The organism is Xanthomonas sp. 3498, from assembly GCF_014199795.1.
In the GTDB taxonomy this organism is placed as follows: domain Bacteria; phylum Pseudomonadota; class Gammaproteobacteria; order Xanthomonadales; family Xanthomonadaceae; genus Xanthomonas_A; species Xanthomonas_A rydalmerensis.
The window spans coordinates 985,604-1,001,061 of record NZ_JACHOH010000001.1 but is presented as its reverse complement, the minus strand read 5'-3'; the positions used below and the strand labels follow the sequence as shown (position 1 = coordinate 1,001,061).

Below are 15,458 nucleotides of genomic sequence, written 5' to 3'. Positions count from 1 at the left end.
CCGGTATCATCGCTTCCCATGCTGAAGACCCGCGCCTCCCGAGAGTTCTGGTTGTTGGCCATCCTGGCCGTGCTGGTGCTCGGCGCCGGCCTCGGCCTGCGCGATCCGCACCCGGCCGACGAACCGCGCTTCGCGCTGGTCGCCAAGCAGATGGTGGAGAGCGGCAACTGGCTGTTCCCGCACCGCGGCACCGAGCTGTACTCGGACAAGCCGCCGATGCTGATGTGGCTGCAGGCCAGCTTCTACACGCTGTTCGGCAACTGGCGGGTGGCGTTCCTGCTGCCGTCGCTGCTGGCCGGGCTGGGCACGCTGGCCTGCGTCTACGACCTCGGCCGGCGCCTGTGGACGCGCCGCGTCGGCATGTACGCGGCCTACGCGCTGCTGTTCGCCTTCCACTTCACCTACCAGGCGAAGAAGGCGCAGATCGACCCGCTGGTGGTGTTCTTCATCACCCTGGCCAACTACGCGCTGCTACGCCACTTGTTGCGCGGGCCGGACTGGCGGCTGTGGGCGCTGGGCTGGTTCGCCGCCGGGCTGGGCACCATCACCAAGGGCGTGGGCGTGCTGGCGCTGCTGATGCTGCTGCCGGCCGCGGCGGCGTCGCTGGCGCACTGGCGCGGTGTGCGGGTCGGCCTGCGCGATGCGCGCTTCTGGCTGGGGCCGCTGGCGTTCCTGGCGGCGGTATCGATCTGGCTGGTGCCGATGGTGGTCACCGCGCTGTCGAGCAACGCGCCCGAGTACCACGCCTACCTCAACGACATCCTGTTCCGGCAGACCGCCGGGCGCTACGCCAAGTCCTGGGACCACGCGCACGGGCCGCTGTACTTCTTCGGGGTGATGCCGAGCATGTGGCTGCCGGTGCTGCTGGCGCTGCCGTGGGCGATCCCCGCCTGGGCGCGGCGCCTGCGCCGGCGCGATGCGCGCTATCTGCTGCCGCTGGCCTGGTGGGCGCTGGTGGTGCTGTTCTTCTCGATCCCGACCGGCAAGCGCGACGTCTACGTGCTGCCGGCGCTGCCGATGCTGTGCCTGGCGATGGGGCCGCTGATCCCCGGGCTGTTGCGCAAGACCGGGGTCAAGCGCCTGCTGCTGGCGTTCACCGCGCTGCTGACGCTGGCGCTGGGCGGCGTCGGTGCGGCGATCCTGCTGGGGCATGGTTTCCGCGCGCGGATGATGGAAGATCGCGGCATCGACCTGGCCACGGTGCAGGTGCTGGCCTGGGTCCTGCTGGCGATCGGCCTGTGGGGCGTGGCCAGCCTGGCCATGTTCGCGCGGCGCCGCCCGGAACTGGCGACGGTCTCGACCCTGACCATGGTCTGGGCGATGGCCGGCTTGCTGGTGTACCCATTGATCAACATGTCCAGTTCCGCGCGCGGGGTGATGGAGTCGGTCGGGCGCCGCATCGGCCCGGATGCCGAACTCGGCCTGGTCGCCTGGAAGGAGCAGAACCTGCTGATGGCCGACCGCCCCGCGACGACCTTCGGTTTCGTGGTGCCGTGGGAAGAGCAACTGCGCCGTGGCATCGCCTGGCAGGCGCAAGCGCCGCAGCGGCGCTGGCTGCTGGTGCAGGAGGCGGCGATGCTGGGCTGCGTCGACCGTCACGCCAGTGTCCTGGCCGGCGTATCCAACCGACGCAACTGGTGGCTGGTCCCGGCCAATGCCGTGCATGGCCGTTGCGTGGCCACTCAGGAAGACTTCGATCGCCTGCGCGAGCAGGACAAGGATCGCCTCGAATGAGCCGCGCCCGCGCGTTGCGGCTGCGTGGCGCGGGTGCCGCTGAAGGCCAGCGTGCCGCGCGGGCCGGGGGGCACGCGTGCCGCCACGCCTGATCCGGGTCATCAGCCGCGACAACGGCGGCGGCCTCAGCCGCGACCTGCAGGTGGTCGCCGACCTGCTGCGGGAAACCGGCCGCTACCGCGTCGAGGTGTTGGGTTTCGGCACCGTGCGCATCGCCAACCGCCTGCGCGAACTGCGCCTGTTCCTGCGCAGCCTGCTGTTCGGGCGCGCCGACCTGCAGATCTTCCTGGAACGGGTGTATCCGCGCTGCCTGGGCAGTGGCCTGCGCAATGCCTTGATCCCCAACCCGGAATGGTTCCGGCACAAGTGGCTGCGCTGCCTGCCGCGCTTCGCGCAGGTGCTGTGCAAGACCCGCCAGGCCGAGCAGCGTTTTTCCACGATGGCGCCGACCGCCTTCATCGGCTTTTGCAGCGACGATTGCTACCGTCCTGAGGTACCGCGCGAACGCGCCTGCCTGCACGTGGCCGGGCGCAGTTCGGCCAAGGGCACCGCGCTGCTGCTGCAGACCTGGGCGCGGCACCCCGAGTGGCCGCGGCTGACCGTGGTGCAGAGCGCGAAAAAGTCCCACCCGATCGAGGCCGAGAACATCGACTACCTGACCGGTTACCTGGACCAGCAGGAACTGCGGCGGCTGCAGAACGCGCACCGCTTCCACCTGTGCCCGTCCGAGGTGGAGGGCTTCGGCCACTACATCATGGAAGCGCTGAGCGTCGGCGCGGTGGTGGTGACCACCGACGGCGCGCCGATGAACGAGCTGGTGAGCGCCGAGCGCGGCGTGCTGATCGATCCGGTCGGCGAGGGCCCGGACAATTTCGGCGTGCGCTACCGGATCGAGGCCGCCGGCCTCGAGCGGGCAATGGCGCAGGCGCTGGCGCTGTCGCCGATGCAGTGCGATGCGCTGGGCACCGCCGCGCGCGGCTTCTTCGAGGCGCGCCGACGCGAGTTCGGCGAGCGCCTGCGCGCGGCCGTGGCCGACTTGCTCGGGGAGACCCCGCCGCCGGCCTTGCCAGCCAGCCGCGGCGCCGATCGCGAACAGGTCAGGCCGGGTTAGGGAAGCGCCCCGGATCATCGCCGACCACCCCATCCCCACGGCCTTCCCTCCTTGATGTCCCAGCCCATCGCGCCACGCCACGCCGTTTCCGCGTCCTCCCGCCAGGCCCTGGCCGAGCGTGGCGCGGCGCTTGCGCTGCTGTGCCTGCCGGCGCTGGTGATCAGCATGCCCAGCGGGTTGTTGCCGTTCGGCCTGCTGCTGCTGGTGACCAGCCTGCTGGCACTGCCGCAACTGCGCCAGGCGGTGGCGCCGATGCAGCCGTCGGTGCGCTGGTTGTGGATCCTGGCGCTGCTGGTGATCGGGCTGTCGCTGTGCTCGGTGCTGTACTTCGGCCAGCCGCTGAAGGACATCGACAACCGCACCCGCTTCCTGGTGCTGCCGTGGGCGGCGCTGTGGACCTATGCGCTGCGGCCGCCGCAGCGCCTGCTGTGGTGGGGCGCGCTGTTCGGCATCCTCGCTGCCCTGGTGCTGGCCAGCGTGCAGGTGTTGCAGGGCCAACCGCGTGCCGAGGGCTGGACCAACGCCATCGTGCTGGCCGACGTAGTGCTGATGCTGATGGTGCTGGCGGTGTTCTGCCGGCCGCGTGGACAGTGGCCGTGGGCCGTGGCCGCGGTGGTGGCGGGCGGCATCGTCATCCTGCTCAGCGGCAGCCGCGGCGTGTGGCTGGGCGTGCTGCTGCTGCTGGTGGCCAGTGCCCTGTGCCTGCGCTGGCGCGACAGCGCGACGCGGCTGATGATCCTGGGCGCGTGCACCGCGCTGGCGGCGGTGCTGGTGCTGAGCGTGCCGGCGCTGACCAAGCAGACCCGCCTGGCCGAGCTGCATCACGACGTGCAGCGCTACGAGCGCGGCGACAGCGATTCCTCGGCCGGCGCGCGCATCGAACGCCTGCAGGTGGCGGCGGCGACCTTCGTCGAGCACCCCGTGGTCGGGGTCGGCGTGGGCCGTTTCGACAACGCCATGCTGCGCCTGCCGGACTGCCGGAAGGCGTTCGTCGAGCGCTGCCACCTGGGACATGCGCACAACGACCTGGCCGAGTGGAGCGCGACCCAGGGCCTGCCCGGCACCGTGCTGATCCTGCTGGTGTACGGCGTGCCGCTGTGGCTGCTGCTGCGCCTGTACCGGCGCCGGCCGCAGCCGCACTTCCATGGCGCCGCGGCGGCCGGGATCATGGTGGTGGTGGCCTACGTCCTGTGCGGCATGACCCAGTCGATGTTCGCGCACCAGGTGAGTACCGGTTTCTATGTGTCGCTGGTCGGCGTGCTGATCGGGCTGGCCGCGCGCGAGGCGGAGCCGGCCCAGGGCGCTGAAGGCGCCGCGCGAAGCCGGTAGACTGCCGGTCCCGCATCGCCGGGCGGCGCGGCGCCTGGCGCCGGCCGCCGGCACCGCGCCTGACTTCCGGATACCGCGCGCCATGGCCGACGCCGCCGCGACCACCCTGCCGCTGAGCCTGGTGGTGATGACCTACAACGAGGCCGCCAACATCGCGCGCTGTCTGGACAGCGTGCCGTTCGCCGCCGACAAGCTGGTGGTGGACTGCGGCAGCACCGACGACACCGTGGCGATCGCCCGCGCGCACGGCGCGCGCGTGGTCGAGCAGGCCTGGTTGGGTTTCGGCCCGCAGCGCAACTTCGCCTCCACCCAGGCCGCGCACGACTGGATCCTGGTGCTGGACGCGGACGAATTCCTGTCCGACGCGCTGCGCGCCGAATGCCTGGCGCGGCTGCCGCAGCTGCTCGCCGAGGACCGCGTGGATGCGGTGTGGCTGCGCCGCAGCACCTGGTACATGGGCGCGCCGATGCGCTGGTACAAACCCATGGTCGGCGAGCGCCTGGCGCGGTTGTACCACCGCGGCCGCGCGCGCTGGAGCGATGCGCGGGTGCACGAATCGCTGCGCTTCGACGGCGCCAGCGCCGAGTTCGCGCCGCCGTTCAACCATCTGCACAACCCGACCCTGGTGCACAAGCAACTCAAGGTGCTGCGCTACGCCGAACTCAAGGCGCTCGGCTGGCGCGACAAGCGCAAGCCGGTGAGAATGTGGCAGAGCCCGTTCGTGTTCGCCGGCGCCTTCCTCAAGGACTATCTGCTGCGGCTGGCCTTCCTCGACGGCTGGCGCGGCTTCGTGGTGGCGCAGACCGCGGCCAGCTACGCGCTGTACAAGCGCATGCGCTACTACGAAATGCAGATCAACCCGGCCTCGGTGGAGCAGGCGCGGGTGCAACTGCAACGGCACGATCTGGAGCACTGATGAGCAAGCACTATCTGCTGTACGGATCCGAGCGCTACGCGCTGGCGATCCTGCGCCCGCTGCAGGAGGCGATCCGCGCGCGCGGTGACGAGGCGGCGTGGTTCTTCGACGGCCCCGGCGCCGAGGATCTGAGCGCCGACGAGCGCCACCTGGCGACGGTGGAAGAGGTGCTGGCGTGGAATCCGTATGCGGTGATCACCTCCAGCAACGCAGTGCCGCATTTCTTCCCGGGCGTGAAGGTCGAGACCTTCCACGGCTTCGACGCCGGCAAGCCGCGGCACATCTACGTGCGTGGTTTCTTCGACCTGTACTGCACCACCGGCCCGCGCGACACCGCGGCGTTCGGTGCGCTGGCGCGCAAGCTCGGCCACTTCGCGGTCAAGGAGACCGGCTTCCCCAAGATCGATCCGTTCATGCGCGAGATCGGCGCGGAGCTGGCGCCGGTGCGGCAGCCGCCGGTGATCCTGTACCACTCCACGTTCTCGCCGTCGTGGAGCGCGGCCGGCATCCTCTACGACGAAGTCGCGCGGCTCTCGCGCAGCGGCGAATGGCGCTGGATCGTCACCTTCCATCCGAAGATGGACCCGGCGATGGTCGCGCGCTACCGCGCGCTGGAGAGCGAGTACCTGCACTTCGCCGACAACGACAACATCCTGGAGCTGTTCCCGCAGGTGGACATGATGTGCTCGGACACCTCGTCCGCGCTCAACGAGTTCCTGCTCACCTACAAGCCGGTGGTGACGTTCAAGAACCGTCGCCCGGGGCCGCAGCTGATCGACATCGACGATCCGGCGCAGTTCGAGCCGGCGATCCGCCGCGCGCTGCAGCGGCCGCCGGAACTGATGGCGGCGATCCGCGAGTTCGCCGATGGCCTGCATCCCTACCGCGACGGCCAGTCCAGCGAGCGCGTGCTGCGCGCGATCGACGAGTTCGTCGCCGAGGGCGCGCGCAACCCGCGGCGCAAACCGTTGAACCTGTGGCGCAAGCTGAAGATCCGTCGCCGCATCGGCTACTGGGGCCGCGGCGCGCGCTGACGCGCCGCAGCGCCGCGCGCGTTCACCAGCGCGGCCGCCGCTGCGCCAGCGCGTCGCCCAGTTGCCGGTACAGCGCCCGTGCCTGCGCGTCCGGCAGCAGCCGCATGCGCAGTGGCGGTTCGCCGTGGCGGGCGCCGGCGGTGTCCAGCCACAGCGTCGCGGTGCCGCACCAGCGGTCCAGCGGCGAACGGCTCAGGTGCAGCGCCTGCAACTTGTCCAGTTCGGCCAGCCGCCACCAGCGCCGCCACCAACCGCCGCGCACCGCCACGTAGCGCGCATCCAGTGCGTAGCCCATGCGTTGCGCCTGGCGCCAGGACTTGAACGCCGACCACGGCAGCCACAGCAGGAGCAGCGCGGCCCAGACGCCGAGCGTGGGCCACAGCCCCGCGCACAGCAGCGGCACCAGCAGCAGCGCCGGCAGCGACAGCCGCCACCAGCAGCGCGTGGCGATGCCGTGCCAGTGCGCCGGCGGCCAGGCGATCTGCGGCAGCAGCCGCTGCAGCAGCGCATCGCAGGCGGCCGGGGTGGCCAGTGGCGCCAGTTCCGTCAGAGCGTGGTCGTGCCCGTGGTGCGCCTGGATCACCGCCGTCTCGATATGCAGGCTGCGCCGCCGCAGCAGCCGTTGCAGCACGCTCTCGTGCAGGGTCCAGGCCTGGATCCGGCGCCGCGCCACGCTGCTGCGCAGTCGCGTCAGCAGGCCGCGTTCCACGGTCAGCCGGCGCTCGCTCTCGCTCAGCCGGAAGCCGTGGTACTGCACCAGCGCCAGTCCCATCGACAACGCGCGCATCAGCAGCAACAGCGTCGCCAGCATCAGCGCGAAGGTGACCGTGCCGGCCATCCAGCCCAGTTGCAGGTGCGTGGCGTAGCCGAACAGTTGCCGCCCGTAGTGCTCGATCGCGTTGGAGATCATGCGCTCGGGGAACAGGTGGTAGGTGGCGCCGAACGCGGTGAGCAGCACCACCATGCCGCGGTTGGAGATCAGCCCCTGGCGCAGCACCTCGGCGGTGGGCAGCGCCAGCAGCAGTTCGCTGTCCGGCGCGGCGGCGGGCGCAGCGTCGGTATCGGTGGCGGCGGTCGTGTCGGCGGCGGGCGCGCGGTGGCGGATCTGCTGTTCCAGCGCCAGTGCCTGGTCCAGCCGCAGCACCCGCATCTGCGCCTCGGGCTTGGTGCCGCCGGCCGACTCCAGGCGCACCTCGGCCACGCCGAACAGGCGGTGCAGCAGCGACTGGTGCACCACCACGTTGTGGATGCGCGCGAACGGGATCTCGCGCAGGCTGCGTTCCAGCCAGCCACTGCGGATGCTCAGGCTGTCGCGGCCGATGCGGTACTGGTAGGTGAGATAGCGCAGCAGCGACACCGCCACCAGCCCGCTGCACACCGCCAGCATCACCAAGTGATCGGCATGATCGCGGTGGCCGTCGCGGCTGCCGAACACCAGCAGCGCCAGCAACGGCAGCAGGAAATGCCTGAGGTGCTGCAGCAACACGAACAGCCACGACCACGGATGCAGGCGCCGCACCGGTGCCGTGTGTTCGGAGTCGGCGCCGCCGCTCACAGCGCGTCGTCGTCGTGGTCGAGCTGGTGCGCCAGGCGCTCGCGCAGGCGTTCGGCGTCGGCCTGGTCCAGGCCGGGCACGGCGACCGCGGTATGGCGGGTGCCGGCGGTGTGCACGACCAGGGTGGCCAGGCGCAGCGCGCGTTCCAGCGGCCCGCGGCGCAGGTCCAGGTGCTGCACGCGCGAGATCGGCACGTGCGTCTCGCTCTGCCACAGGCGCCCGCGGAACACGTCCAGGCCCTGGACAGTCAGCCGCCAGCGGATGCGCCGGTGGCGGACGAAGCCGATCCAGGCACCGCACAGGCTGCCCACTGCCGCCGCCACGGCGCCCAGGGCCAGTGCATGCAGGCTATGCAGGCTGAGGCCGACGATGGCGGCTGCGACCACCAGGCTGAGCCCGAGCATGCAGCCACCGCCGAGCGCGGCCAGCCAGGCGCCGCGCAAGGGCAGCGGTTGCCAGTCCGCCGGCGGCCACTCCGCGGGCGCCGGCATGGTGGCGGGCGCGCTCGGCGCAGGCACGGTGGGGGAGTCGTCCATGGGTGGCGGTGCAGTCACGTCGGGGTCTCGGGGCGAGCGGGCGCGGGCGCGCGGCGTGGCCTGCGATCCTAACGCGCCGCTGGCGGGCGTGCGCTGCCCGCCGCGCGGTTCCCGGCGCGATCCAGGGGTGTGGTGTGGCGCGCCGTTCCGCGCCGTGGGGTCAGCGCGCCGCGCGCAGCAGCGCGTCCACGTCCAGCGCGTGGCCGGCGCGGGCCGCCTTGGTGCGCAGGTAGCCTTCGTTCTCGGCGGTGATCGTGCCGGTGACCGGGATGCGCTCGGTCACCTCGATGCCAGCCGCGCGCAGGCGCTCGGCCTTGGACGGGTTGTTGGTGAGCAGGCGCACGCGGCCGATGCCGAGCCCGCGCAGCATCGCCACGGCGCTGCCGTAGCGGCGTTCGTCGGCGCCGAAGCCCAGTTGCGCGTCGGCGTCGATGGTATCCAGGCCGTCGTGCTGGTAGCCGTAGGCGCGCATCTTGGTGGCGATGCCGGTGCCGCGGCCTTCCTGGTCCAGGTACAGCAGCACGCCGCCGCCCAGCGCCTTGAGCTTGGCCAGGCCATGCCGCAACTGGTCGCCGCAGTCGCACTTGAGCGAGCCGAACAGGTCGCCGGTGAGGCAGGAGGAATGCACGCGCACCGGCACCGGCGCGCCGAGGTCGGGCTGGCCGATCACGATCGCGACCTGGTCGCGCTGCGCCACGCCGCCGCGGAACACCACGAATTCGCCGGGTCCCAGGTCGCGCAGCGGCACCTGGGTGCGGGTGACCAGGGTGTAGCTGTCGGAGGCGGCGAGGGCGCAGCCGTGCTCCAGATCCTCCAACTGCAGCGCCTGGCAGCCCTGGAAGGCGCTGCTGTCGGCCCCCAGTTCCGCGGCGACCATCGCCGGCAGCAGCAGGCCCAGGCGTGCGATCTCGGCGGCCCCGGCGTCGAGCGCGTCGCCGGGCAGCCAGTGCGCCGGCAGCGGGCCGTCGCGCAGGTAGGCCAACGCCGCCAGCGCGTCGTAGGACTGCCCGGCCAGGGCGATGCGCGCGCCCTGCGGCGCGTCCAGGCCCAGCACCTGCGCGCGCGCCGGGGTCACGAACAGGTAGTGCCGCTGCCCGGTGGCCTGGGCGAAGCTGCGATAGGAGGGTTCGGTGCTGCTGTCCAGCGCCATGACCGCACGGACGTGGCCGGCACGGTCCTCGAGCAGCACCGGGCGCCCGGCGCGCAACTCCGATGCCGCGCGTTCGCTGCGGATCGCGGCAGGATCGCCGAAGGCGTGCGCGGAAGGGGCGGTGGGGCTGGTCATGCACGACTCCAGATGGGGATCGGCGGCGCCGCTTCAAGGCTGCCGCGTCCGGTCGCGGCGGCGCCGGCGCGGTGCCGGTGGGCGCTGATGGCGCCCGGGCGCCATTGTCGCGCGCTTTGCCTGACGCGCCAGCCCGCAGGCGATGGAACGCACTGTGCCCGCGTGTGCGCGCCGCCGATGCAACCGAATGCGCCGTCTGCGGCAACACGCCGGTGCGGGTGGGGTGTGCACGCGCCGCCGGTTGCTTGCTACTGTGCGCCATCGCGTCCGCTCCGGCCCCCGCATGCAGCTCGTCGATTGCACCGAACCGCGCCACGCCATGGCGATCCTGGAGATCTTCAACGACGCCATCGTCCACTCCACCGCCCTGTATGACTACCGGCCGCGCCCGCCGGAAAGCATGGCGGCCTGGTTCGCGACCAAACGCGCCGGCAACTTCCCGGTGCTGGGCCTGGAGGACGCCGACGGCACCCTGCTCGGCTTCGCCAGCTACGGCACCTTCCGCGCCTGGCCGGCGTTCAAGTACAGCGTCGAGCACTCGGTCTACGTGCACCGCGACCATCGCGGCCGCGGCGCGGGCCGGCAACTGCTGCAGGCGCTGATCGACACCGCGCAGGCGCGCGGCGTGCATGTGCTGGTCGGCGGCATCGACGCCAGCAATACCGGCAGCATCGCCCTGCACGAGCAACTCGGCTTCGTGCACGCCGGCACCGTGCGCGAGGCCGGCTTCAAGTTCGGGCGCTGGCTGGACCTGGCGTTCTACCAGCGCATCCTCGCCGGCCCGGCGCAGCCGCACGACGATTAGCGCGACCGCGGTCCGGCCGATCCGTGGCAGGAGGTAGCCACGCGCTCGTGCGTCTTGGTTCCCGGAACGCGCCCACGCCGCGCATGCTCGGGGGGGCTTACGCCCTAGTGCGGATGGCGCTCGGTGGCGTAGGGATTGGGTTCGGCCGGGTCCGGGCGCAGCGTGTAGCGCTTGTAGGTCCACTGGTACTGCGCCGGATCGCGCCGCGCCACCCGCTCCACGCCCTCGTTGAGCGCGGTGGCCGCGCGCAGCGGGTCGGCATCGGCGATGTCCGCTGGCGCGGGCTGCACGTGCAGGGCGAACTCAAGGTCGTTGCCGACCCGCTCGCACCAGGCGAACAGCACGGTCGCGCCAGTGCGCTCGGCCAGGCGGTTGACCAGGGTCATGGTCAGCGCCGGCACGCCGAAGAACGGGGCGAACACGCCGTCGCCGGCCTTGGGCTGCTGGTCGGGCAGGATGCCGACCGCGCCGCCGTCCTTGAGCGTCTTGAACAACTGCCGCACCGCTGGGCCCTCGGCGCGCACCTGGCGCACCCGCTCGCCGCTGCGCACCAACTGCAGGAAGGCGTCGCCGACCGCCGACTCCGGCGCGCGGTAGACGATGGCGATGTCGCCGCGCGAGGCCAGCCACTGGTTGAGCAGCTCCCAGTTGCCGAAATGCGGCGCGGCCACGATCACCCCGCGGCCAGCGGCCAGTGCCGCGTCGTACAGCTCCTGGCCATGGCGCAGGCGCAGCCGCGCCAGATTCTGTTCCGGCGGCCGGGTCCACAGCAGCAGGGTCTCGACCGCCTGCCGCGCGGTCGAGCGCAGCACGTCGCGCTGCAGGGCCACGCGCTCGCTGGGCAGCAGGTCCGGATAGGCCAGTTCCAGGTTGCGCCGGACCACCCGGCTCTCGCGTGCGTCCAGGCGCAGCCACAGCCCGGCCAGGCCATCGGCCAGGCGGCGCAGCCACGGCCACGGCAGGCGCGCCACGGCGGCGGCGCAGCGGTACAGCAGGGAAGCGAGCGTCGCAGGTTTCATCGACCCAGTTTATCCGCTCGGCGCGTCGGACCCGCCCGAACGGCATCGAGGATCGCGCCGGCTGCGGCTTCGTCGCTTTCTCAATCCCGTCGGTTCGGCGATGATGCCGCACGATCGCAACCGTTCGTCGGGCGCGACCAATGCGAAATCCCCAATCCCCAATCCCCAATCCCGGCCCCACCGCCATGCTCTCGCTGATCCAGCGCGTCACCCAGGCCTCGGTCAGCGTCGATGGCGAGGTCGTGGGCCAGATCGGGCCCGGCCTGTTGGCGCTGGTGGCGGTGGAGCCGGGCGACGACGAGGCCAAGCTGCGGCGCATGGCCGAGCGCCTGCTCGGCTACCGGGTGTTTTCAGATGCGAGTGGGCGCATGAACCAGTCGTTGCGCGACACCGGTGGCGGCTTGCTGCTGGTCAGTCAGTTCACCCTGGCCGCCGATACGCGCTCGGGGATGCGGCCCAGTTTCACCACGGCGGCGCCGCCGGCCGAGGCTGAACGCGGCTTCAACCGATTGCTGGAGCTGTGCCGCGCGCAACACCCGCCAGGGGTGGAAAGCGGCCGCTTCGGTGCCCATATGATCGTCAGCCTGGTCAACGACGGCCCGGTCACTTTCCTGCTCCGGCCGTAGACGCCGGCGCGTTCCTGGCGGAGCCATTCAGGCTCCTCGTCCGGCAAGCGGCGGTCCGGGCTGTTATAATGCTAGGTTCACTCATTCACCTACCTGCCGGTGGCGCGAGCACTCATGGCCAACGAACGTCCTGCCCAGCAATCCGACATCAAGCAACTGATCAGCAAGGGCCTGGAACAGGGCTATCTGACCTACGCGGAAGTCAACGACCACCTTCCCGACGATCTGGTCGATCCCGAACAGATCGAAGACATCATCGGCATGATCAACGGCATGGGCATCGATGTCCATGAAGTTGCGCCCGATGCCGAAACCCTGTTGCTCAACGACGGCAACACCGGCAACCGCGAAGTCGACGACACCGCGGCCGAAGAAGCCGCCGCGGCGCTGACCGCGCTCGACACCGAGGGTGGCCGTACCACCGATCCGGTGCGCATGTACATGCGCGAGATGGGCACAGTAGAACTGCTGACCCGTGAAGGCGAGATCGCCATCGCCAAGCGCATCGAGGAAGGCCTCGGCCAGGTGCAGGCCGCGCTGGGCGCGTTCCCGCTGGCGGTGGAGACCCTGCTCGAGGACTACGAACAGCACAAGGAAGGCAAGAAGCGGCTGGCCGAGATCGTGGTCGGCTTCAACGACCTGATCGAGGAAGAGCCGGCGCCGCCGGTCGCGGTGTCCGACGACGACAGCGCCGCCGATGCCGATGCCGACGATGACGACGACGACGACGTCGATACCGCCGAAGAGGATGCCGGCCCGACCGGCCCGGACCCGGCCGAAGTCGCGCGGCGCATGGAAGTGCTGGCCACCGAATACGCCAAGTTCAAGAAGGCTCACGCCAAGAACGGCGCCGAGCACAAGCTGGTCACCAAGCTGCGCAACGACATCGCCGAGGTGTTCGTCACCCTGAAGCTGCCGCTGCCGCTGACCGACGTGCTGGTGCGCAAGCTGCGCGACACCATGGCCCAGGTCAAGGATCACGAGCGCCGCGTGCTGCATCTGGCCACCCACGTGGCACGCATGCCGCGCAAGGACTTCATCCGTTCCTGGGAAGGCAACCAGACCAACGTGGCCTGGGTCGACGATGCGCTCAAGCGCAAGCAGAAGTGGTCGTCGGCGCTGCGCGACGTCAAGGACCAGATCATCGCCGAGCAGGAAGCCACTGTCGCGGTGGAGCAGGCCACCTATCTGAGTCTGGCCGAGCTGAAGGAAATCAGCCGCGCCATGGCCTATGGCGAAGCCAAGGCGCGCAAGGCCAAGAAGGAAATGGTCGAGGCCAACCTGCGCCTGGTGATCTCGATCGCCAAGAAGTACACCAACCGCGGCCTGCAGTTCCTCGACCTGATCCAGGAGGGCAACATCGGCCTGATGAAGGCGGTGGACAAGTTCGAGTACCGCCGCGGCTACAAGTTCTCGACCTATGCCACCTGGTGGATCCGCCAGGCGATCACCCGCTCGATCGCCGACCAGGCGCGCACCATCCGCATCCCTGTGCACATGATCGAGACGATCAACAAGTTGAACCGCATTTCCCGGCAGATGCTCCAGCAGTACGGCCGCGAGGCCACGCCGGAGGAGCTGGCCAAGGAAATGGACATGCCCGAGGACAAGATCCGCAAGGTGATGAAGATCGCCAAGGAGCCGATCTCGATGGAAACCCCGATCGGCGACGACGAGGATTCGCATCTGGGCGACTTCATCGAGGACACCAACGTGGAGTCCCCGATCGAGAACACCACCAACATCAACCTGTCCGAGACCGTGCGCGACGTGCTGGCCGGGTTGACCCCGCGGGAAGCCAAGGTGCTGCGCATGCGCTTCGGCATCGACATGAACACCGACCACACCCTCGAGGAAGTCGGCAAGCAGTTCGACGTGACCCGCGAGCGCATCCGCCAGATAGAGGCCAAGGCGCTGCGCAAGCTGCGTCACCCGAGCCGCTCCGAGCAGCTGCGCAGCTTCCTCGACATCGACTGATCGAGCGCGGTTCGCGACAACGAAAAAGCCCCGCCATGTGCGGGGCTTTTTTGTGGGCGCAGATGCCGGATCGAACGGTGCGCTGCATCCCTTGTAGGAGCGGCTTCCGCCGCGACCGGGCTTTACCGGGAACGCCGAGTCGCGGCTGAAGCCGCTCCTACAACGGCATCCGCTTACGCGAACGCCTTGCTACCGCGCATCACCGCCAGCACGTCGTGGCAAGCGCCCATGGTGTGGTAATCGGTCTTGCCGGCCGGGCTCTTCTCGTCGCTGTAGCTGCGGTTGTCGCGGCTGAGGATGCGGAACCAGGCGCCGTAGCGGTGGTCGACCAGGTGCTCCCAGGAATACGCCCACAACTTGTCGTAGGCGTCGCGATACGTGGCGTCGCCCGTGGCGGCCAGCAGTCGCGACGCGGCGGCGATGGCTTCGGCCTGCACCCAGAAGTACTTGTCGTCGTCGCAGAAGTAGGTCGGCGCTGCGGACACATCGGGTACGCCGACCACCGGCGCTTCCTCGGTACCGGAGGCGAAGCCGTAGACGATGCCGCCATGCTGCGCGTCCCAGCCGTGCGCAAGGGCGGTGTCGAACAGGTGGCGCGCGGTCGGCAGCAGCCACGCCGGCGCGGTGCCGGTGGCCGCCTGCAAGTGCCCGTGCAGCAGCACCAGCAGCTTGGACCACTCGACCTGGTGGCCGGGCTGGAAGCCCCACGGCCGGAACAGATGCTTGGGGTTGTCGCGGTTGTAGTCCCAGTCCACCTGCCAGTTCGCGTCGTAGTGCTCCCACACCAGGCCGCCGGCCAGCGCCGCCTGGCGGCGGGTGATGTGGTCGCCCAGCAGCAGCGCGCGCTGCAGGTAGCGCGGCTCGGCGCTGGCCTCGTAGGCGGCGATCAGCGCTTCGCACAGGTGCATGTTGGCGTTCTGGCCGCGGTAGCTGGAGAACGTCCACTCCGGGGTGGCCTCGTCGCGGTACAGGCCGGCGGCGGCATCCCAGTAGCGGGTTTCCAGCAGTTGCCAGGTCTCGTCCATCCACGCATCGGTGTCCAGGCCGGCCTTCTTCGCGGTGGCGTAGGCCAGCAGCACGAAGGCGGCGCCGTAGGCGTGCTGGGTGCGGTCCTCGGCCACGCCGTCGCGCAGGGTCCACACGTAGCCGCCGCTGGCGGTATCGCGGTGCACCTCGCGCAGGTAGCGCAGGCCGTGGCGCGCGGCGTCCAGGTACTCGGCGGCCAGCGCCGAATCGGCGAACTCGATCGCCGCCATCGCGTAGTTGAAGACGAAGCGGGTGCTGCTGACCAGGTGGCGATGGCCGGCGTCGTACACGCTGCCGTCGTCGCGGAAGTAGTGGAAGAAGCCGCCCGCCGGGTCGATCGCGCGCGGATGGTAGAAGGCCATGGTGTCGGCGATGTGCGCGCGCAGGACGGCGGCGTCGGCGAAGTCGGGCAGGGGCGTGGCGGGCAGATTCATGCGGTTGGCTGGCGAACTGTGTGAGGGAGGAGAAGACGGCGGCGCGCGGCGGCGGCGTGGGCCGCCGCCGT

13 protein-coding genes are annotated in these 15,458 nt (G+C 70.5%); 8 read left to right on the top strand and 5 right to left on the bottom strand.

Features of this window, described 5'->3' with window-relative positions; genetic code table 11:
• Positions 1 to 18: 18 nt before the first annotated feature.
• The 5 genes from GGR66_RS03985 (at position 19) to GGR66_RS03965 (ending at position 6,124) form a co-directional block, all read left to right on the top strand.
• Positions 19 to 1,734, top strand: coding sequence for a glycosyltransferase family 39 protein (locus GGR66_RS03985; RefSeq protein ID WP_184447289.1), 1,716 nt, complete (start codon positions 19 to 21; stop codon positions 1,732 to 1,734).
• 76 nt (positions 1,735 to 1,810) lie between these two features.
• Entirely contained in the window at positions 1,811 to 2,845 is a 1,035-nt protein-coding gene (locus tag GGR66_RS03980; RefSeq protein WP_184447288.1) for a glycosyltransferase, read from the top strand.
• Between the two features lie 54 nt (positions 2,846 to 2,899).
• Positions 2,900 to 4,174, top strand: coding sequence for an O-antigen ligase (locus GGR66_RS03975; protein WP_184447287.1), 1,275 nt, complete (start codon positions 2,900 to 2,902; stop codon positions 4,172 to 4,174).
• A gap of 82 nt (positions 4,175 to 4,256) precedes the next feature.
• The gene (locus GGR66_RS03970) at positions 4,257 to 5,090 is read left to right on the top strand and encodes a glycosyltransferase family 2 protein (protein ID WP_184447286.1); all 834 of its coding nucleotides are present in this window, start codon (positions 4,257 to 4,259) and stop codon (positions 5,088 to 5,090) included.
• The gene (locus GGR66_RS03965; protein WP_184447285.1) at positions 5,090 to 6,124 is read left to right on the top strand and encodes a CDP-glycerol glycerophosphotransferase family protein; all 1,035 of its coding nucleotides are present in this window, start codon (positions 5,090 to 5,092) and stop codon (positions 6,122 to 6,124) included. Before GGR66_RS03970 ends, GGR66_RS03965 begins: the two co-directional genes overlap by 1 nt.
• Positions 6,125 to 6,146: 22 nt before the next feature.
• Here the strand turns inward: GGR66_RS03965 and GGR66_RS03960 are convergent, their stop codons facing one another.
• The 3 genes from GGR66_RS03960 to ribA all read right to left on the bottom strand — a co-directional run bounded on the left by GGR66_RS03960 (position 6,147) and on the right by ribA (position 9,500).
• Complete coding sequence (locus GGR66_RS03960; protein ID WP_184447284.1) at positions 6,147 to 7,679, bottom strand: PH domain-containing protein; 1,533 nt, start codon at positions 7,677 to 7,679, stop codon at positions 6,147 to 6,149.
• Entirely contained in the window at positions 7,676 to 8,215 is a 540-nt protein-coding gene (locus GGR66_RS03955) for a PH domain-containing protein (protein ID WP_184447283.1), read from the bottom strand. The genes GGR66_RS03960 and GGR66_RS03955 overlap by 4 nt, the downstream gene beginning before the upstream one ends.
• Before the next feature lie 160 nt (positions 8,216 to 8,375).
• Entirely contained in the window at positions 8,376 to 9,500 is a 1,125-nt protein-coding gene (gene ribA / locus GGR66_RS03950) for a GTP cyclohydrolase II RibA (protein WP_184447282.1), read from the bottom strand.
• Between the two features lie 283 nt (positions 9,501 to 9,783).
• Between ribA and GGR66_RS03945 the strand changes: the two genes are divergently transcribed.
• Positions 9,784 to 10,305 (top strand): GNAT family N-acetyltransferase, encoded by a 522-nt coding sequence (locus GGR66_RS03945; protein WP_184447281.1) that lies wholly within the window; start codon positions 9,784 to 9,786, stop codon positions 10,303 to 10,305.
• A 104-nt stretch (positions 10,306 to 10,409) separates the two neighbouring features.
• Here the strand turns inward: GGR66_RS03945 and GGR66_RS03940 are convergent, their stop codons facing one another.
• Complete coding sequence (locus GGR66_RS03940; protein ID WP_160965974.1) at positions 10,410 to 11,324, bottom strand: lauroyl acyltransferase; 915 nt, start codon at positions 11,322 to 11,324, stop codon at positions 10,410 to 10,412.
• Positions 11,325 to 11,509: 185 nt separating this feature from the next.
• Here GGR66_RS03940 and dtd point away from each other — a divergent pair, with 185 nt between their 5' ends.
• Positions 11,510 to 11,950 carry a D-aminoacyl-tRNA deacylase gene (dtd, locus tag GGR66_RS03935; RefSeq protein ID WP_160966102.1) on the top strand — a complete coding sequence of 147 codons (441 nt, stop codon included), beginning with the start codon at positions 11,510 to 11,512 and terminating at the stop codon, positions 11,948 to 11,950.
• 114 nt (positions 11,951 to 12,064) lie between these two features.
• Entirely contained in the window at positions 12,065 to 13,927 is a 1,863-nt protein-coding gene (rpoD, locus tag GGR66_RS03930; RefSeq protein ID WP_184447280.1) for an RNA polymerase sigma factor RpoD, read from the top strand.
• Positions 13,928 to 14,100: 173 nt separating this feature from the next.
• Here the strand turns inward: rpoD and GGR66_RS03925 are convergent, their stop codons facing one another.
• Entirely contained in the window at positions 14,101 to 15,387 is a 1,287-nt protein-coding gene (locus tag GGR66_RS03925) for an AGE family epimerase/isomerase (RefSeq protein ID WP_184447279.1), read from the bottom strand.
• Positions 15,388 to 15,458 lie beyond the last annotated feature (71 nt).